The organism is Clostridium sp. BIOML-A1, from assembly GCF_009874105.1.
Taxonomy (GTDB): domain Bacteria; phylum Bacillota; class Clostridia; order Lachnospirales; family Lachnospiraceae; genus Coprococcus.
On sequence record NZ_WWTL01000001.1, the window covers coordinates 315,625 to 335,932 of the forward strand.

The 20,308-nt window shown below is 41.4% G+C and carries 14 protein-coding genes; all 14 read left to right on the top strand.

Annotated elements, in window-relative coordinates:
* The first annotated feature begins 4 nt into the window (after positions 1 to 4).
* The 14 genes from addA (at position 5) to GT641_RS01425 (ending at position 20,302) form a co-directional block, all read left to right on the top strand.
* Positions 5 to 3,748 (top strand): helicase-exonuclease AddAB subunit AddA, encoded by a 3,744-nt coding sequence (gene addA, locus GT641_RS01360; RefSeq protein WP_161116654.1) that lies wholly within the window; start codon positions 5 to 7, stop codon positions 3,746 to 3,748.
* Between the two features lie 206 nt (positions 3,749 to 3,954).
* Positions 3,955 to 4,677, top strand: a complete 723-nt coding sequence (locus GT641_RS01365; protein ID WP_008403084.1) for an ABC transporter ATP-binding protein — start codon at positions 3,955 to 3,957, stop codon at positions 4,675 to 4,677.
* Positions 4,678 to 4,684: 7 nt separating this feature from the next.
* Positions 4,685 to 6,349: a hypothetical protein gene (locus tag GT641_RS01370; RefSeq protein WP_243143660.1), complete on the top strand. Its 1,665-nt coding sequence runs from the start codon at positions 4,685 to 4,687 to the stop codon at positions 6,347 to 6,349.
* Positions 6,350 to 6,360: 11 nt separating this feature from the next.
* A complete protein-coding gene (locus GT641_RS01375; protein WP_161116656.1) occupies positions 6,361 to 7,740 on the top strand; it encodes an aminopeptidase in 1,380 nt (459 codons plus the stop codon).
* A 61-nt stretch (positions 7,741 to 7,801) separates the two neighbouring features.
* Positions 7,802 to 11,959 carry a response regulator gene (locus GT641_RS01380; RefSeq protein WP_243143661.1) on the top strand — a complete coding sequence of 1,386 codons (4,158 nt, stop codon included), beginning with the start codon at positions 7,802 to 7,804 and terminating at the stop codon, positions 11,957 to 11,959.
* Between the two features lie 80 nt (positions 11,960 to 12,039).
* Positions 12,040 to 12,528, top strand: coding sequence for a 5-(carboxyamino)imidazole ribonucleotide mutase (gene purE / locus GT641_RS01385; RefSeq protein WP_119963143.1), 489 nt, complete (start codon positions 12,040 to 12,042; stop codon positions 12,526 to 12,528).
* Between the two features lie 216 nt (positions 12,529 to 12,744).
* On the top strand, positions 12,745 to 13,629 hold the full coding sequence (locus GT641_RS01390) for a Rossmann-like and DUF2520 domain-containing protein (protein WP_008403078.1): 885 nt from the start codon (positions 12,745 to 12,747) through the stop codon (positions 13,627 to 13,629).
* Positions 13,630 to 13,746: 117 nt separating this feature from the next.
* Positions 13,747 to 14,574 (top strand): 3-methyl-2-oxobutanoate hydroxymethyltransferase, encoded by an 828-nt coding sequence (panB, locus tag GT641_RS01395; protein WP_119963141.1) that lies wholly within the window; start codon positions 13,747 to 13,749, stop codon positions 14,572 to 14,574.
* A gap of 66 nt (positions 14,575 to 14,640) precedes the next feature.
* A complete protein-coding gene (gene panC / locus GT641_RS01400; RefSeq protein WP_008403076.1) occupies positions 14,641 to 15,492 on the top strand; it encodes a pantoate--beta-alanine ligase in 852 nt (283 codons plus the stop codon).
* A gap of 66 nt (positions 15,493 to 15,558) precedes the next feature.
* Entirely contained in the window at positions 15,559 to 16,785 is a 1,227-nt protein-coding gene (gene coaBC / locus GT641_RS01405; protein WP_161116658.1) for a bifunctional phosphopantothenoylcysteine decarboxylase/phosphopantothenate--cysteine ligase CoaBC, read from the top strand.
* A gap of 19 nt (positions 16,786 to 16,804) precedes the next feature.
* Positions 16,805 to 17,281, top strand: a complete 477-nt coding sequence (locus GT641_RS01410) for a VanZ family protein (protein ID WP_044946281.1) — start codon at positions 16,805 to 16,807, stop codon at positions 17,279 to 17,281.
* The gene (locus GT641_RS01415) at positions 17,268 to 17,579 is read left to right on the top strand and encodes a hypothetical protein (protein WP_243143662.1); all 312 of its coding nucleotides are present in this window, start codon (positions 17,268 to 17,270) and stop codon (positions 17,577 to 17,579) included. The genes GT641_RS01410 and GT641_RS01415 overlap by 14 nt, the downstream gene beginning before the upstream one ends.
* Positions 17,580 to 17,582: 3 nt before the next feature.
* Positions 17,583 to 18,179 (top strand): HD domain-containing protein, encoded by a 597-nt coding sequence (locus GT641_RS01420; protein ID WP_161116659.1) that lies wholly within the window; start codon positions 17,583 to 17,585, stop codon positions 18,177 to 18,179.
* The gene (locus tag GT641_RS01425; protein ID WP_161116660.1) at positions 18,176 to 20,302 is read left to right on the top strand and encodes an aminopeptidase; all 2,127 of its coding nucleotides are present in this window, start codon (positions 18,176 to 18,178) and stop codon (positions 20,300 to 20,302) included. Before GT641_RS01420 ends, GT641_RS01425 begins: the two co-directional genes overlap by 4 nt.
* The last annotated feature ends 6 nt before the right edge of the window (positions 20,303 to 20,308 follow it).

Here is a 20,308-nt window from a genome sequence, read left to right on the forward strand (position 1 = left end):
AGAGATGGGTATTTCATGGACAGATGAACAGAAATCAGTCATTAATTCCAGACATGGTAATCTTCTGGTATCTGCTGCGGCAGGCTCCGGTAAGACGGCTGTCCTTGTAGAACGGATTCTTGAGATGGTCATGGGGATTGATGCGGATGGCAGGAAGACAGAGGCGAAGATCGATATTGATGAGGTTCTGGTTGTAACATTTACCAGAGCTGCGGCTGCCCAGATGAAAGAGAAGATTGCCGATAAGCTTGAGCAGGCAGCCGAAGAACATCCGGAGGATGAGCATATCGTTAAGCAGTTATCCCTGCTGCCACGGGCAGATATTATGACGATCGACAGCTTCTGCCTTGGAATCGTAAAAGACTATTTTCAGATGATCGGGATCGATTCCTCTTTTGATATAGCAGATAATGCAGAGATGGATCTGATCAAGAATGATATATTGGATGAAGTATTAGAACAGAAATATCAGGAAGCATCCGATGAATTTATCGGACTGGTAGACAGCTTTGCGAGAAAAGAATCGGATGAGAAGATCCGGGAGCTGGTCTATCAGATCTACCGGGTTGCTTCCGGTTATCCGAAGCCGGAACGTTGGATAAATGAAGCAGAAACAGCACTTGAAGTATCAACAAAGGAAGAACTGTATACCTTAAAATGGTATCGGGATTATATGCAGATCGTAGCAGACACGCTTGATTCAGCGATCGGTCAGGCAGAACAGTGCTTAGAGATCGCAGGCGAAGCAGATGGCCCTGCAGGTTATGATCCTATTATACGCTTGGATCTGGAATTACTGCGGAATCTGAGACAGGCCGAGGATATGGATGAGGCATATAAACGGGTTTCCAAATTTTCCAATCTGAAGCGTATCGCAGCCTGTGATCCGGAGAAACAGCAGTATGTAAAGACGACTATGCAGACCTATCGTGGAAGTGTAAAGGACATGATGGCATTGTTCCGTCCGACAGGTGTCATACTTGCAGAATGTGCGATGATGAAAGGACCATTGTCAGCTTTATTATCCCTGACACGTTCCTATATGGAGCGGTTAAAGGAAGAAAAGCTCGACAGGAATTTGTATGAATTCCGTGACATTTCAGAATTTGCCTATGATATCCTGTGTGCAGGAACGGATGAGAATGGCTGTGTGATTCCATCGGAAGCAGGAAAGACGGTTGCCAGACGGTATCGTGAGATCCTGATCGATGAATATCAGGACAGCAACTTTTTACAGGAAGATATCTTAAATTGTGTGACAGGTCACGGAGAAGATCGGAAGAATATGTTTATGGTAGGTGATATCAAGCAGAGCATCTACCGCTTCCGTATGGCAAGACCGGATCTGTTTCTGAATAAATATAATACATATTCTGACCGGGAAGATGCAGAAGATCAGAAGATCCTGCTTTCGAATAATTTCCGAAGTGCAGGAAAGGTGATTGATACGATCAACCAGATCTTTGAACCGTTGATGTCAGAGAATCTGGGCGGGATCGATTATGATGAATCGGCAAAGCTGCATATCGGAAGACAGGACAAGAATAATATGGGGTATGGATCCGAGATCCTGATCGTAAGGAATGATTGCGCAGATCCGGAGAAATCCCAGCCGGAAGAGATACGGTCGTTAACAAATGTGGATATAGAGGCACGGATGATCGCAGATGAGATCTATGAGTTAGTGAAGGGTGATAAACCACTTTATATTCCGGATGGAGATAACGGAGAGACCAGAAGGGTTTCTTACCGGGATATTGCGGTATTGATGCGAAGTGTGAAGAAGAATGCAAAAGCCTTTGAGGAAGCATTTGCGGAGCGTGGGATTCCATTATTTGTAGAGAGCGAGAGTGGATATTTTGATGCGATCGAGATCAGTACCCTGCTTGATATGCTAGCGGTGATCGATAATTCCCATCAGGATTATGCACTTGCAGCAGTCCTTCGTTCACCGCTTGCAGGTGTAAAGGAACAGGAGCTTGCAGAGATTGTAGGTATCTATGATCGGGACTTCAAGGATCATGAGAAGAATCTGGCGCGGACGGCAAGTTTTTATCAGAAGGTCTGTTATTATGCAGAAAAGCCGGACTCAGAAGCTTCAGAGGAGCTTCGACAGTTTCTTCGTATGCTGGATAGCTGGAAGGCAGATAAAAACTATATGAGTATCAGTGAACTGCTTCATTCGATATTGGAGCAGACCGGATATTATTGGTTTGTTGGCGCGATGCAGTCGGGAAAACGAAGACAGGCAAATATCGATATGCTGATCCAGAAAGCGGATACCTATGAGGACAGCAGTTTTCGTGGACTGTTTAATTTCCTGCGTTACATGGACCGGCTGAAGACGAATGATCTGGATTTTGCAGAAGCGTCGGTGCTTGGAGATGATGACGATTCTGTTGTGATGATGACGATGCATAAGAGCAAGGGACTGGAATTTCCGGTTGTATTTGTCAGTGGACTGGCAAATCGTTTTTCGAATCTGGATGCCTTATCTCCGGTGACGGTAAATGCAGACAGCTATCTGGCAGGTTATGCGATCGACCGGAAGAACCGTGCGAAGAAGAAAACATTTGCAAGAGCGGCCATGCTCAGTGTCATGAATGCAGAGAAGCTGGCGGAGGAGATCCGTATCTTATATGTTGCCCTGTCAAGAGCAAAAGAGAAGTTATATATGACAGCGGCGGTAAAAGACCCCGGAGCGGAAAAGGCAGTCTTTGATTATCCGCTGCAGACTGATTTTCTTATTGAAGCGTCCGGACAGATGCGGATGGAGCTTCCATATATCACCAGAATGGAAGCCGGCTGTTTTATGGACTGGATCTTATCGGCGTTATCTATGCATATCGTATCAGAAGATATTGTATGCAGAAAGGATACTTATGCAACCTGGGTACTTGCAAAGACCGGCTATCAGAATCAGATACTTGCCGGAACAAAAACAGATATGTCAGAAGAAAATGCTGTACAGACAGAGAATGAAACAGAGAATAAATCTAAGAGCATGATTGCACAGGAAGATCGTCAGTTATATGAAAAGTATAAGGAACTTTTAGATTATACCTACCCGTATAAAACAGAGCAGGCAGTAAAAAATAAGATGTCCGTTACAGAGATCAAACGACTGGCACACCGCGGAGAGGAGAATCCGGGATCTGACCTGTATCAGCCGCCTGTGACAGAAGCAGAGCTTACAATACCGGTGCTTCATTCCCGCATGAAGGAGGAGCCTGTAAAAGGAAATGAGATGGGTACTGTGATCCATAAGATCATGGAGCTTATTGATTTTACAAGAAACAGCATGGATGAGATCAGAGAGCAGATCCGGTCATTTTTTGATCATGGATATCTGGAAGAACGGTACAGAGAGCATGTCCGTGCAGATAAGATTTATAACATGGTCAACAGTCCGCTAGGAATCCGTATGGCAGAAGCACAGAAGAACCATACCTTATACCGGGAGCAGCAGTTTTATATCGGCATGAAGCCGGAAGATATATCACCGGAGTATAAAGACAGCAAGGATATGGTCGTGGTTCAGGGAGTGATCGATGCCTATTTTCTGGAAGGAGATCAGGTGGTTTTAATGGACTACAAGACAGACCGGGTGAATCAGATATCGGATCTGGTCAGCCGTTATCATGTGCAGCTTGATATGTATGCAAAGACGATACATCAGCTTACCGGAAGAATGGTAACAGAGAAGATCATCTATGCCTTTCATTTTGATGACAGTATCAACTTATAAACAGTAAAATGTCCGCGGACAATCATTTAAAGAAGATGGCAGCCTGTTACTATGCAGAGTATTTTCAGGCTGCCTTTGGTATATTTATATTGTAAAGAGATTAGGGGCTTGGTATAATTAAAACCAAATGGAAAGAAGTATTTTGATAAATGACAGACCAGATAGAAACGATGGTGTGACAGATAAGAACCGGGAGAAGATAAAGAATGATAATAGCCAATAACTTAAAGAAAATTTACGGTAAAGATTTTGTGTCCGTAAACAATTTAAGCTTTCATATTAAGAAAGGTGAGATCGTCGGATTCGTAGGGCAGAATGGTGCGGGGAAGACGACAACGATCAAGATGCTGACAGGCATATTAAATCCGACAGAGGGCAGAGTTCAGATCAATGGTCATGATATCCGGAAAGATCCACTTGAGGCGAAACAGTCGATTGGATATATTGCAGATAATCCTGATATCTTTTTACGGTTGACAGGACTGGAATATGTGAATTTCATTGCAGATATTTATGGTGTATCAGAGACTGACCGTAAGAAGCGGTTAGAGGAAATGGCTGGGCGTTTTGGTATGGAAGACAGCTTAAATAAACAAATGGTCAGCTATTCGCATGGTATGCGCCAGAAAATGATGGTAATAGGCGCATTAGTACATAAACCACCGGTCTGGATCTTAGATGAACCGATGACCGGATTGGATCCGAATGCGGCATATGAATTAAAGAAGATGATGCGGGAGCATGCGGATGAAGGTAACTGCGTATTTTTCTCAACGCATGTTCTGGAAGTTGCAGAGAAATTGTGTGATAATATCATCATGATCAAGAAAGGTCATGATATCTATCAGGGAACGCTGGATGATCTGGTTGCCGCACATAAGAATAAGTCACTGGAAGATATATTTATAGAAATGACACATGAGGAATAGAGTGCTTATGAAGAATTTTTTGTATTTGACCAGAGTAATGGCAAAGGATACAGAGATGACGATGCCGGACACCGGAGAAAAAGCGAAGGCATATAAGACACTTGGTTCACTTGCGATGTTCTGTATCATGGTTCCCTGTTGTCTGGTCGTTGGATTTATTGTATATATTATGACAGAAGCACTGATAGAAGCCGGAGGAATGACCGAAGGTGTAGAGCTGATCATACAGTTGATGTCCGTATTTGGCATGATCTTTTCGGTGATGGTACTGTTTAATGTACTGTTTTTTTCATCAGATCTGGATCATCTGCTTCCGCTTCCGGTAAAGCCGGGTGAGCTCGTAGCAGCCAAATTTGTAAATGTATATATCGCAGAGAGTGTTATGGAGTTTATGGTTTTATTCAGTGGATTTGTAGGCTACTTCATAGCTGCCGGATTTAAGCCGGTATCTGCACTGACTGCATTGGTCGGAGTTGCACTGCTTCCGATCCTTCCGCTTGTATATTGCGGTATTTTCGCCTTACTTTGTATGGCATTTTTAAGCCGGATAAAACTGTTTCGGAATGTAGATGTCATGACAGGACTGGTAACCGTTATTTTCCTCGGACTCTTTTTATTATCGTTTATTCAGATGGACAGCATCAATATTAACAATTATATTGATGGTCTGATGAATCATAACAATATGTTTACAGTGATCATGGGAAAGATATTCTTTACGGTTCCTGTATTCTTAAAAGCGCTTGAAACGAATAATATTGCATATTTTCTGCTGTTCATTCTGCTAAATGTGATTATGGCAGGACTGTTGTTCTTTCTTGGAAGCAAGCTGTATCTGCGTGGTGTATATCTGGTTTCATCTGTCGGAAAAGCAGAGAAGAAAGAAGATGTGGTTTCTGATGCGGCATATGCGAAAAAAAGTATTCACAAAGCATATTTTCTGAAGGAATGTAAGATACTATACCGGACACCGGCATATCGCAAATATTGTGTAATGGTAAATATTATATGGCCGGTTCTTGCGGTGGCATTGTTTGTTCTGCCTGCAACAAAGAACTTTATGACTTCATTTGAGAATCTGCTTTCCAAAGGTTTTGTAGCATCCGATCTGATCGCATTATTGCTGGTGCTGATCGTTTCCTTCTTTGCAACAGCAATGAACAGTATCGCATCAACCTCATTTACAAGAGAGGGAGAACATTTCAGCTTTATCAAATATGTACCGGTCAGCTATCGGACACAGATTGGGATCAAAGCAGGTGTAAGTCTGGTATACAGCGGAATTACGGTTATAATTACGATTATCGTATTATGTGTCTGTATGCATATCAGTGTGCCGACAGCAATTTATTTTATTATTATTGCGTTATTGTCGGTTATGTGTTGTACTTATATCGGCCTTTGGTTGGACGCAACACATCCGAAATTAAACTGGGAAGATGAATACGGAGCGCTCAGAGGCAATTTGAATGCGTTCTTTAATATGGCGATTGCAATTCTGGTATCCATGATCCTATGTGGAATCGGTTTTTGTTTATTTAAGTTTACAAGGATGGATTCTTTTATGATCTTTGCAATCTATCTGGTAATTCTCGGACTTGTGACATACAGGATCCGCAGAAATGCCATTATATATATAAAAAAGAGTATAAGCAATGACTTATATGTTTAGGAGGCATAAAAATGAAAGATAAAAATGCATGGAACAGTTATGACAAGGAAGAACTTGCAAAGCTGGAAAAATTATGTAAAGCTTATCGTGAATTTCTGGATGCAGGAAAAACGGAGCGGGAATGTGTAAAAGAGATCGTAAAACAGGTAAAAAAAGCCGGATATGAAGATATTCAGGATGTAATCAAAGAAGGCAGGAAGCTGACAAAAGGTTCAAAGATATATGCGGTATGGATGAATAAGACCGTAGCGCTATTTAACATCGGTAAGAAGAATATCGAAAAGGGTATGAATATTCTTGGCGCACATATTGATTCCCCACGTATGGATATCAAACAGATCCCATTATATGAGAAAGAGGGATTTGCTTATCTGGATACGCATTATTATGGTGGAATCAAGAAGTATCAGTGGGTAACTTTACCACTTGCTATCCATGGTGTAGTTGCCAAGACAGGCGGAGAAGTTGTAGAGGTAAACATTGGGGAAGACAAGAATGATCCTGTATTTTGCGTTACCGATCTGCTGATCCATCTTGCCGGTACCCAGATGGAAAAAAAGGCAAATAAGGTCATCGAAGGAGAAGAGTTGGATATCTTATTTGCAAGTAAGCCGTTAAAGGGAAAAGAAAAAGAAGCAGTAAAGGAACAGGTACTTGCACTTCTGAAGAAGAAATATGGAATGAAGGAAGAGGATTTCATTTCAGCAGAGCTTGAGATCGTCCCGGCAGGAAAGGCAAGAAACTGTGGAATCGATGAGAGTATGGTCATGGCATACGGACAGGATGACAGAGTATGTGCATATACATCTATGGTTGCGATGTTGGAAGCAGAAGATGTAGAAAAGACGACCTGTTGTCTGTTGACAGATAAAGAGGAGATCGGAAGCGTGGGGGCAACCGGAATGCAGTCTCATTTCTTTGAGAATACAGTCGCTGAGATCATGAATGCGATGGGCTGTTATAATGAACTGGCACTCAGAAGATGTCTGGCATCCTCCAGAATGTTATCCTCTGACGTATCTGCAGGCTATGATCCAACCTTTGCAAGTGCATTTGACAAGAAGAATGCAGCTATCTTTGGTGAAGGTATGGTATTTAACAAGTTTACAGGTGCAAGAGGCAAATCCGGTTCCAACGATGCAAATGCAGAATATCTCGCAGCTATCCGTAAGGTGATGGATGATGCAGGAGTATACTATCAGACAGCAGAGCTTGGTAAAGTAGATGTTGGCGGTGGCGGTACGATCGCTTATATCTTATCATTATATGGAATGGAAGTTGTGGACTGTGGTGTGGCAGTATTAAACATGCATGCTCCATGGGAGATCACCTCCAAAGCGGATATTTACGAAACTAAAAAAGGATATGTAGTATTTTTATTAGGTGCATAAGAAAACTATGAAGCAGTTACATTCAAAAATCAGAATGATTATTTTAATAGCAGCAGCCGTGATGATATTTTTTTCACCACGGCTAGTTGTGTCTGCCGGAGAGAATTTTACCTCTGATTACAGTCAGACAGAGTATACAGAAGAAGATGGATTTGAGAGCGGTGAGGCGAATTGTATAGTCCAGTCTTCCAGTGGATATATATGGATTGGAACGGATAGTGGTCTGTATCGATATGACGGAAGTGAATTCCGTAAATTTACACTTGGTGAAGATGAAGGAAGCAATGCTTATTCTGTAAACAGTATTTTATCAACATCTTCCGGTGAGTTATATGTTGGAACAGAAAATTATGGCTTGTTTGTCTATGATAAAGGCAAATTTTTTCGTGTAACAAATCCATCCGATGCAGAGATAACAACGATCCATAGTATGTATGAAGATGAAGAGGGTAAGATATGGCTGGCAACATCTTCGGGTATTTATTATTATTCAGACGGAGATATGACATTAGTTGCTGATGAAGATATCGTATATCCGGATGTGACTGCAATCGGCGGATACAAATCTTATGTGTATGCGATAGTAAACAGTGATACGATTGTCAATATTAAAAATAATGAGATCGTCAGTAAGACAAATAAGGCGGCATATACTGAAGAAGATCTGAACAGCCTGTATGTGGATTCGGATGGAAATCGCTATATTGGTACGGTTGGGCATACGATTGTTCGTTTAACGACGAATAAAAATTTTACCCTGATTTCAACAGCTGCCCTCAGTGGTATCAATAAGCTTGGCTTATATGGAGATAGATTCTGGGTGCTTGCGGATGATGGTATAGGTTACATAAATCAGGACGGCGGTATACAATATGTGACCGGGCTTGCGTTTAATGAATCGATGAGTGATATTCTGGTAGACTTTGAAGGTAATTATTGGATGACCTCTTATCGAAAAGGACTTCTGTTTCTCGGTCGAAGCAAATTCCAGAATGCGACACTGAAATATGGCATGAATGAATCCATTGTAAACTGTGTGACAGAATATCAGGGGAGATTGTATGTTGGTACAGATGATGGTCTGGACATCATTAATGCAGATGGGACATTGGACAGAGAATCAGATCTGGTGACCATGCTTTCCGGCAAAAGTATCCGTGATTTTTGTGTGGATTCCAGAAACAATTTATGGATATGTTCTTATCGTCTCTATGGTGTAATCAAGGTTAATCCGAGAGGGAAATATAAAGTATATAATAAGAGTGAAGCGCTTCTTACCAGTAATGCCGTTAACTGTATAATTGAACTGAAAGATGGAAGCATGGCAGTCGGTACAGAGAATGGTATTACTATACTCAGTAATGGTAAAGTGGCAGCAAGTTATGGCAGATTTTCCGGAATGGAAAATGCGGATATCATATCACTGTATCAGGGAGATGATGGAACGCTGTATGCAGGTTCTAATGGTTCCGGTCTGTATACGATCGACATAGAATCAAATCTTCGAAAACTATCTGCAGCTGACGGACTGGATTCCAATATTGTTTCTTCTATTGTTGGTGGCAGTAATGGAATCTGGATCGGAACAGACAATGGTCTGTACTATCAGGAGGGCGTGATTCGTCAGATTAGCGCCATTGATTCATCAAATTCTATTGCAGATCTGATCATGGATGAATCCGGCAATTTATGGATCTTCGGATCCAGAGGTATTCAGAAATATTACGAGGGGGATCTGCTTAGTTCAGCGGCGCCTGAAGGTGAGAGTTATACAAAAAATGATGGATTGATTTCCGGTATTTCGGATAATTCTACAGAATATATATCAGCAACTGGAAAAGTATATGTATGCTGTGATCAGGGACTCAGTGTTTTGGATCTGAATCAGATATATACAAATGAAGTTTCCCCACAGGTCCGTATATCATCAGTTACGGTTGATGATAAAGAATATGCATTTTCCGATCTGGATGGTAAAATCCGCGTTCCGGGAGATACGAACCGTATCGTTGTGAAATTTTCGGTTCTTAGTTATGTGAATCGTGGAGACATTCAGGTAAAGTATCATTTGGAAGGCTTTGAAGATAAGGATCGTGTCTTATCAGGGACCGATTATCTTGAAGCGGAGTATACAAATCTGGAAGGCGGGGACTATACTTTTGTCCTGACGGCCGAGAATTCAGATGGTATAGCCTGTAAAGAACCGCTGTCTTTCTCAATCGTAAAAGAATTGAAATTCTGGGAAACATCGTTTTCAAAGGTTCTGATCGCTTTATTTGTGATTCTGACCTGTATTACGATCATAGTGGTTGCCAGATATATTTTCATATTACTTGGCAGAAAAAATAAACAGGTAGAAGAATTAAGTAAAAAGAATGAGCAAGCAGAAAAATCAAATCGGGCAAAGAATGATTATGTTAATTATCTGAGCCGTGAGATCCGTGTTCCGTTGAATTCCATTCTTGCAATCAGTGAGATGCTGCTCCGTAATGTAGATTCTCAAAATGAAGAAGAGCTAAAGCAATTATCAACGGTTTATGGTTCCGGTTATGAGATACTTGGAATTATTGATGGTATTTCCAGACTATCAAATCTTCAGGATGGAACAATTGATCTGGTTGAAAAGGAATATGCAGTTTCTGATGTGATCGAAGAACTGGCAATACAATTTAAAGAGATGATCAATCGAGAGCTTGTAAGTATAAAAGTAAGTATTGAGGATGATATTCCAAATGGACTGATTGGTGACTGTTCAAAGATAAAAGAGATATTGCTTAATCTATATCAAAGGGCGGCTAAGACGACGAAAGAGGGAAGTATAAGTATTTCGGTTGACTGGCGTACGATTCCGCCTGAGGAATGCGAGAAAGAAGACAGTATATATCTGGATATAGAGATATCGGATACAGGCACGGGTGTAAAGGAAGAACGTTTGGACAGCTTTTTTGATCTGGATGATTCTTACGACAGAACAGATATCGGTAATTTTGATGTCAGTATCGGGCTTGCGATCGCGCGACAGTTGATTGAGAGTATGGGTGGAACTCCTGAGGTTGACAGCACATATGGAGCAGGAACGACGATCCGGTTCTCGATCATACAGCAGGTATTTGATTACAGCTATGTAAATTATAATGTTAGCAAGCGAAAAGAGTTGGCCTTCCGTAACTCGAGTTCCAGAATCTGGCTGCCGGATGTACGTATACTTCTTGTAGATGATTCTGATGTCAGTCTGGGAATCCAGAAAGTTATATTTGAATCATATGAGTTGGTCTGTGATACGGCATTATCGGGCTTTGAGGCAATCGATAAGGTAATGGTGACACCATATGACATGATATTTATTGATACCGTGATGCCTGTTATGGATGGAGCAGATACTGTTCGTGAGATCAGAGGCCTGGATGGAGAAGAGTATAAGAGAGTTCCGATTGTTGCGCTTTCAGAGAATAATGTAGAGAGCAACAGGGATGAGATTGTTAAAGAGGGATTCAGTGATGTTCTGGTAAAACCCCTTGAAATGGATGGAATTGAACGGGTGTTCCGGTTATTCCTGCCGGAGGAGAAGATCAAAGAAAAGACAAGCAATATCAGACAATATATCAGTGAATCCAGATTTAAGGATGATGTTTATATTCTGGAGAACAGTATTGTTGTAGAAAATGCATTGAAGATGCTTGGTGGCAATTTTGATACATTTAACCGATTTATTATGGCGTTTAAGGAAGATTATGAACAGGATGCGGACAGACTGGAAGAATATATCGACGATGATGTCAGAAAATATCGGAATATCATTCATGATATTAAGAGCAGCAGTGGTAATATCGGCGCATACAGCATCGAACGTAAAGCGGCCAATCTTGAATCGGCAATTAATATAGGAAATATGCAGTATGCAAAAGAGAATACGCATGAATTTGTGTCAATGTTGAGACGATTATTTAAGGATATCGGACTTTATCTTGATAAGATCAATCCAGAAGAATCACAGGAAAAGATAATGAAAGATTCTGTTGATCGTGGACAGCTGAAGGATATGCGTAGCTTCTTACGGGATGCGGATATCAAGTCTGTTAAAGAGATATTTATCGAGATAGAAAAATATGAATATAGCGATGCTGACATAGAATTCTTAAATGCGTTAAGGATGACGGTAGATGCGATGGATTATGAAGGTGCAAGTGAGATTATCGATCAGTATCTGAACAGTAAGTAGTATACTATTGTGTAATACATAGATATGTAGTGCACAGGAATATTAAAAATATAATAAAGTAAGAAAGAAGGATGTAAAACATGAGAGTAGCAATCATAATGGGATCAACAAGTGACCTGCCAAAGGTTGAGCCGGCAATCGGCATTTTAAAGGAGTATGGAGTAACTGTTGATGTGAGATGTCTGTCTGCACATAGAGCGCATGCGGGACTTTCGGAGTTTATTGAAGAAGCAAATAATAACGGAACACAGGTTATCATTACTGCCGCAGGTATGGCAGCAGCACTTCCGGGTGTCGTAGCCAGCCAGACAGTTATTCCGGTTATCGGTGTACCGATTTCCGGTTCAGTATTAGATGGAATGGATGCACTTCTTTCTATCGTTCAGATGCCATCCGGTATCCCTGTAGCAACAGTAGCGATCAACGGAAGCAAGAATGCAGCATACCTGGCACTTCAGATCATTGGAAATAGCAATGCAGAAGTAAGAAAGAAACTTTTAGCAGAACGTGAGTCCATGGAAGCTGCAGCTATGAAGGCAAATGCAGAAGTAATAGCAAAATATAATTAATCAGTTGCAGGTCATATAAAATGATGATTTCATATGTAGATATGTGATCTGCATAGAGTGAAAACAGAAGAAAAGCAGGAGAAAAAATGATGATAAATTCAGGTTCTCCTGCTTTACTTTTTACCTTGTAAATGGTATTGTAAAGGGCGGATGGTATTCGAAAGAAACTATACCTGATTTACACCACAGATAGAACAGGCGATAGCAGGTGATCATATGAGGATTGGATTTATCGGTGCAGGCAAAGTAGGCTTTACACTTGGAAAGTATCTTGAGCAGAATTTGAAAAAAGAAAAGATACAAAAGAATCTTCCGGAGACAGTAACCGTATCCGGATATTACAGCAGACAGGTGGAGAGCGCAAAAGAAGCTGCAGCATTTACCGATACCGCAGTGTTTGATGATCTGAAGAAGATCGTTTGTGCAAGCGATGTCCTGATGCTTACCGTTCCGGATGGAAGAATAGAAGCAGTGTGGGACAGTATAAAAGCCTTTGATATCAAGGGCAAACTGATCTGTCATTGTAGTGGTGCTATGACATCTAATATTTTTTCAGGTGTAACAGAGGCAGGAGCCTTTGGTTATTCGATTCATCCTATGTATGCAATCAGTTCAAAGACAAAATCCTACAGGGAAATGCAGAAATGTTTTTTTACAGTAGAAGGTGATGAAGAGTGGGGAAATGAAATTTGCCGCTTTATTCGTCTTTTAGGAAATGACTGTGTACTTCTCTCAACAGAAAATAAAACAAAATATCATGCTGCAGCAGTATTTGCCAGTAATCTGGTAAATGGTCTGTACGGATCGGCAGTTTCATTACTGGAAGACTGCGGATTTGAAAATAAACAGGCAGAACGTGCGCTTGTTCCATTATTTATGGGAAATGCATCGCATATAGCAGAAGATGGACCGGTGGCAGGGCTGACCGGACCGATTGAGAGAAATGACACAACGACAGTAAAGAAACATCTGAATGTTCTTGAAAAAAATGAGAAATATATTTATACCGGTGTATCAAGAGCTGTAGTTACTCTGGCAGAACAGAAATATCCTGACCGTGATTATTCAGAGATGAAGAATATTCTATCAAAGCAGGAGTAAAAGACGAAAATGCTGCAATGCCGGATGGACTATGACAGGTAAGCCGGCGGATATAACAAAACAGGATTTTGAAATGAACAAAGTACGAAATGATTTCAGAATAGGAGAATAAGACGTATGAAGAACACAACAACATCAATTATGCAGATGAAGAATTCCGGGCATAAGATTTCTATGCTGACAGCGTATGATTATACGACAGCAAGATTATTGGACGAAGCAGGAGTCAATACGATCCTTGTCGGTGATTCCCTCGGAAATGTAATCCTTGGATATGAGGATACGATCTCCGTAACCGTAGAAGACATGATCCATCATAGCGCAGCCGTTGCAAGAGGAGCCAAGAATGCACTGGTTGTAACCGATCTTCCATTTATGTCCTATCAGACCAGTGTATATGACGCAGTCGTAAATGCAGGCCGTCTGATGAAGGAAGGCAGAGCTGGAGCTGTAAAGTTAGAAGGTGGTAAAGAAGTCTGCCCACAGATTAAAGCAATCGTATCAGCAGGAATCCCTGTTGTTGCACATCTGGGACTGACTCCGCAGTCAATCAATACTTTCGGTGGCTTTAAGGTTCAGGGTAAGACAGAAGCAGCAGCTAAGAAGCTGATCGAGGATGCCAAGGCAGTAGAAGAAGCAGGTGCGTTTTTACTGGTACTGGAGTGTGTCCCTGCAAAGCTTGCAAAGCTTGTAACAGAGAGCATCAACATTCCTACGATCGGAATCGGAGCAGGAGCAGGATGCGACGGACAGGTTCTTGTAATTTACGATATGCTTGGCATGTTCAGTGATTTTAAGCCGAAGTTTGTAAAGCATTTTGCAAATGCAGGAGACATGATTCGTGAAGCAGTAAAGACTTATATAGCAGAGATTGACGATGGAACATTTCCGGCAGAAGAACACTGCTACAAAATTGATGACGAAGTAATCGATAAATTATACTAAGAGATAGAAGCTGTCTGAACCGGTAAAAACCGGGAGACAGGATCAGGAAAGGACTGGAAATCAGAAATGAAGATTTTAAAAACAGTAGATGAAGTAAGAAGTCAGGTTAAGGCATGGAAGAAAGAAGGCTTAAGTGTTGGACTTGTACCAACAATGGGATATCTCCATGAGGGACATCAGAGTCTGATCAGGAAATCCGTAGAACAGAATGACAGAACCGTTGTATCTGTATTTGTCAATCCGATGCAGTTTGGACCAACAGAGGATCTGGAGAGTTATCCAAGAGATCTTGATGCAGATGCAAAGTTATGCGAGACAACAGGTGCAGATGTGATCTTTCATCCGGAACCGGAAGAAATGTATAAGCCGGGATTTTGTTCTTATGTCAATATGACAGGGCTTCCGGATGCATTATGCGGACTGACTCGTCCGGTACATTTCAAAGGTGTATGTACAGTTGTAAATAAATTATTCAATATCGTTCAGCCGGATCGTGCTTATTTTGGTCAGAAGGATGCACAGCAGCTTGCGATCATTATGCGTATGGTTACAGATTTGAACATGGATATTGAGATCGTTGGATGTCCGATCATCCGTGAGGCAGATGGTCTTGCCAAGAGTTCCAGAAATATTTATCTGAAGCCGGAAGAACGTCAGGCAGCAGTTGTACTGAGCAAGTCAGTTAAGCTTGGACAGAAAATGATCGAAGATGGTGAGCGAGATGCGAAGAAGATTGTAGCAGCAATGAAAGACCTGATCGGATCAGAGCCACTTGCAGATATTGATTATGTTGAGATGGTGGATATGGATACTATGAAGTCAATCGATATAGTAGAGGGACATGTCCTTTGTGCTATGGCAGTCAGATTTGGCAAGGCAAGATTGATCGATAACTTTATCCTTGATATGAACAAATAACAGCCGTATCAGGATTCGTTCCGGACAGAATGATTTTCAATGATACGATGCAGAATGGAGAAAATGATGTTAAAGAATAAGACCGTTGTTTTAGGTGTAACAGGAAGTATAGCAGCATATAAGATGGCAAATGTTGCCAGTATGCTTGTAAAACTGCATGCAGATGTAAATGTCATCATGACAGAAAATGCGACCAATTTTATCAATCCGATCACATTTGAGACCTTAACAGGAAATAAGTGTCTGGTGGATACCTTTGATCGTAATTTTCAGTTTAACGTAGAGCATGTTGCACTTGCAAAACGGGCAGATATCTTTATGGTTGCTCCTGCATCGGCAAATATTATTGGGAAGATTGCAGGCGGCATTGCAGATGATATGTTGAGTACTACGATCATGGCAGCAAAATGTCCGAAGCTGATCGCACCTGCAATGAATACGAATATGTTAGAGAATCCGATCGTTCAGGATAATATCAGAAAACTGCAGTCCTATGACTATGAGATCATAGAGTCGGCAAGCGGATACCTTGCCTGTGGAGATACAGGCAAGGGAAAGCTCCCGAGTGAGCAGTTGTTAGTTGATTATATATTAAAAAATATTGCAGCAGAGAAAGATATGCAGGGAATAAAAGTACTTGTTACTGCAGGTCCTACGATGGAAGCAATCGACCCGGTTCGCTTTATCTCAAATCATTCAACCGGTAAAATGGGGTATGCGATCGCGAGACAGGCGATGCTCCGTGGGGCAGACGTAACCCTCGTAACAGGAAAGGTAGCGATTACACCACCGGAATTCGTAACAGTGGTTCCGGTTACTTCTGCACAGGATATGTATGAAGCTGTAACGGCAGCCAGTGCTGATCAGGATATCATTATTAAGGCAGCCGCAGTTGCTGATTATAGACCGGCAGAGGTAGCAGATAACAAGATCAAGAAATCGGATGCTGATATGAGCATTCCGCTTACAAGAACAAAGGATATTCTTGCATTCCTTGGAATGCAGAGAGAAGAGGCAAGAAAGACAAATGGGGACAGCAGACTTGCCGGACAGATCATATGCGGATTTTCGATGGAGACACGGAATCTGTTAGAGAATTCCAGAAAGAAGCTGGAAAAAAAGAAGATTGATATGGTCGCAGCAAATAATTTAAAGACAGCGGGGGCTGGATTTGGGACAGATACCAATGTGCTGACATTGATCACACAGGATGAGGATATTGAATTGCCACAGATGAGTAAAGAGGAGTGTGCAGACAGACTTCTTACCCAGTTAATAAAAATGAGGAAATAATATTACCTGGAGGCTGGCATTGAGCATAGAAAATAAGAAAAAGCTACGGGTGTTATGCCTGGTGCTATTTATATTATACAGTATATCCATTGTCTATTTTCTGATATTCAGTGATATGTTTGGAAGGGGACATGGATATGAAGAGATGCGGTACAATCTGACACCGTTTCTCGAGATTAAGCGTTTCGTAAAGTACAGAAGTTATATGACGACCACAAGCGTGATGTTGAATCTGGTTGGAAATGTTCTTGCTTTTGTACCATTTGGAATGTTGATCCGCTGGGTCAGAGGTAAAAAGACCGGATTTTTTACAGCGACTCTGGCGGCATTTGCGTTTTCGTTAAGTATTGAACTGGTACAGTTGATAACAAAACTTGGGGTGTTTGACGTGGATGATATTATCATGAATACCTTTGGCGGTATGATTGGATATATTATTTATTATATTTTAGCAAGATTTGACAGAAAAAGGAGAAAAGAGTTTGAAAAACAGTGATTTCAGGATGGCTCCTTCCGGAAATTCAAGAGATACAACAATTTCGTATATATTAGGAATACTCGGTGGTGTTTTTACAGTACTGTCCGTGATCAAATCTATTATATCAAGAGGTGCGGTAGAACGTATCTATGGTGTATTGATGATCAGTGCATTTTTGATGGCATTAACAGGAATCGTATTTGGCGTAATCGGATACCATTCTGAGGAAGGCGGTGTCACATCTAAAAAAATGGCTGTTTACCTGAATATTGTTGTATTTGTGATAGCGGGTATCTTTTTTATTAAGGGGATGTAGTATATGGACGAAAGATTAAGGAAACAGCTGGATTTTATATTGGAAGTAGACAAGAGTAAATTTGTAGTCAGACAGACGTATCTGACAGATGGAATCAGAAAAGAAGATGATGCAGAACATTCCTGGCATATTGCACTTATGGCAATCTTACTGGCGGAATATTCAAATGAACCGGTTGACGTATTAAGAGTAGTTTCCATGCTGCTGGTTCATGATCTGATCGAGATAGATGCAGGTGATACATATGCATATGATAAAAATGCAAATGCAACAAAAAGAGAACGGGAATTAAAGGCTGCTGACCGGATATTTAATATCCTGCCGGAAGATCAGGCGAAGAAGCTTCGTGGACTCTGGGATGAATTTGAGGAGTATCAGACGCCGGAAGCTAAATTTGCACATGTAATGGATAATCTGGCGCCGGTTATGTTAGGTGATGCCGTTGGAGGAAAAGGCTGGAAAGAGCATGGCGTTTTCGAGAACCAGGTGTATGGTAGAAACAAGCGGACACCGGAGGGATCAGAGACGTTATATCAGGTGATTGATGAGGTGTTCCGGAAGAACATTCAACTTGGAAACATAAAGGGAGACAATAAATGACATATTATAAGGATATAACAGCAGAATATGAAGATATCGAAGACCGTTACGAATTGATGGTTGAACGGATCCGTTCGATCACAAAAGAGGAAACAGTGGACATGCGGTATCGGGATTATTTTGTAAAGACCGGAGAATTTTTACTGCAGTTAGATAAAGTGATTGAAAAGGTAAAAAGTGGGATACCCATTTCGGAGAGCTGTACAGCAGATGAATTACAGCAGATAAATGCAGCACTTTATCAGGATGTTATACCCGAAAATTATGGAACAAGCTATTGCAACTATGAATATACCCGCCAGATGTTTGGTGAGAAGATAACAGAGGATGAGATCGAAGATACAGAGTGGCGGGAATATTCGTATGCTGACTACCTGACATTCCTTTGTTATGAATTCCATGGACTGATCGCGGCAGCATTTGAAGGAAGAGTTGTAGACCTTACTGTATGGTTTGAATTGTTTGTGGAGGTATATGGGATCTTTGAGGATTTTCCATCTGTTAAAGCAGTAAAAGATGCCATTTATTATTTTGAACATGATTATGCGGAGTTCTTCATGGATTATCGTGTGCGTGAGAAGATGGATCCGATTCTTTCCTTTGCGACAGATATTGTCATGAAATGTGAAGACGGAGATAACAGCTATTTATATGAATATGGCGAATACATCGGAAAGAATGAATTGGAAACGGAAGCGTTTCTTCGCAGGATGTCATCAGAAAAAGTGGCGTCGATCGCCCGGACTTATACAGAAGGGTTTCGACAGGGCTTTGTAGCGGCCGGAATTGATATGTCAAAAAAGAAGCATGTAAACATCCGCTATTCGATCGGTATGGAGCGTATCGTAAAAGCTGCAATCCTCCAGTTCCGTGATATGGGGCTGGAACCGTTATGCTTCCGTTATGATACCAACCGGATCAATCGGATCAGAATGAACCGGATTGGTTATGTAGGTACTCCGGTAAATAAGCAGATGGATTACGATCATCAGATGGATCAGGCGTTATTCCTTGATCGTAAGCTGATGGAACGAAAGTTAGAGATAATGCGAGGCGCTTATGAGAAATACAGATATGAGGCGTCCGTATATGCAGGACCGGCGTGTATCGAGATCTTTGGTGAGACACCGTTTGAACCGGTAAGCAAGCCAGGACAGCTTACGCTTAGCAAGAAGCAGCAGGAGCTTGGTGTGGAATATACCAATGAACTGTCACAGATCGTGAATGAATATATACCGGGAGATGAGTATAGCTTTACGATCATCGCATATCCAATGCCTGAGATCGGAGATAATTATGAGGAGATATTTGAACAGATCATTCGAATAAACAATTTGGAGAGTAATGCATATCGTCCGATTCATCAGACGATCATCGATGAGCTGGATCAGGCAGAATGGGTACATGTGATTGGACAGAATGGCAATCAGACTGATATGAAGGTAATGCTGCATGTGTTAGAGCACCCGGAGACAGAGACAAATTTTGAGAACTGTCTGGCGGATGTGAATATTCCTCTTGGCGAGGTTTTTACATCGCCGAAGCTTACCGGAACGCATGGAGTTTTAAATGTAAGTGAGGTCTATCTGAATGATCTGAAATATGTCGATCTCAAGCTGACCTTTGAAGATGGAAAGATCAGAACCTATACCTGCAAGAACTTTGACAGAGAAGAAGATAATATCAAATTTGTAAAGGACAATCTTCTGGGCGGACGGGAGACACTGCCGATCGGAGAGTTTGCAATCGGAACAAATACGACCGCATATGTACTTGCAAATAAATATAACATGGTATATAAACTGCCGATTCTGATCGTAGAGAAGATGGGGCCGCATTTTGCAGTCGGTGATACCTGCTATAGCTGGAGCGAAGAAAATATCCTTCATAATCCGGACGGCAAGGAAATCGTTGCAAAGGATAATGAGTGCTCGATCCTTCGAAAGACGGATATCAGCAAGGCATATTTTAACTGCCATACCGATATTACGATACCATATGATGAGATCGGAGGCATTTATTCGGTTCATGCAGATGGAACCAAAGTTGCCATTATCGAAAATGGCAGATTTGTTCTTCCGGGAACAGAGATGTTAAATGAGCCGTTTAAAGAGGCAAAATAAAAAATA

Coding starts and splice junctions, on each gene's coding strand:
- GT641_RS01425 (WP_161116660.1), top strand. CDS start 18,176: ATGACATATTATAAGGATATAACAGCAGAATATGAAGATATCGAAGAC.
- panB (WP_119963141.1), top strand. CDS start 13,747: ATGAAGAACACAACAACATCAATTATGCAGATGAAGAATTCCGGGCAT.
- GT641_RS01375 (WP_161116656.1), top strand. CDS start 6,361: ATGAAAGATAAAAATGCATGGAACAGTTATGACAAGGAAGAACTTGCA.
- GT641_RS01390 (WP_008403078.1), top strand. CDS start 12,745: ATGAGGATTGGATTTATCGGTGCAGGCAAAGTAGGCTTTACACTTGGA.
- addA (WP_161116654.1), top strand. CDS start 5: ATGGGTATTTCATGGACAGATGAACAGAAATCAGTCATTAATTCCAGA.
- coaBC (WP_161116658.1), top strand. CDS start 15,559: ATGTTAAAGAATAAGACCGTTGTTTTAGGTGTAACAGGAAGTATAGCA.
- GT641_RS01380 (WP_243143661.1), top strand. CDS start 7,802: ATGATATTTTTTTCACCACGGCTAGTTGTGTCTGCCGGAGAGAATTTT.
- GT641_RS01365 (WP_008403084.1), top strand. CDS start 3,955: ATGATAATAGCCAATAACTTAAAGAAAATTTACGGTAAAGATTTTGTG.
- panC (WP_008403076.1), top strand. CDS start 14,641: ATGAAGATTTTAAAAACAGTAGATGAAGTAAGAAGTCAGGTTAAGGCA.
- GT641_RS01370 (WP_243143660.1), top strand. CDS start 4,685: ATGAAGAATTTTTTGTATTTGACCAGAGTAATGGCAAAGGATACAGAG.
- purE (WP_119963143.1), top strand. CDS start 12,040: ATGAGAGTAGCAATCATAATGGGATCAACAAGTGACCTGCCAAAGGTT.
- GT641_RS01420 (WP_161116659.1), top strand. CDS start 17,583: ATGGACGAAAGATTAAGGAAACAGCTGGATTTTATATTGGAAGTAGAC.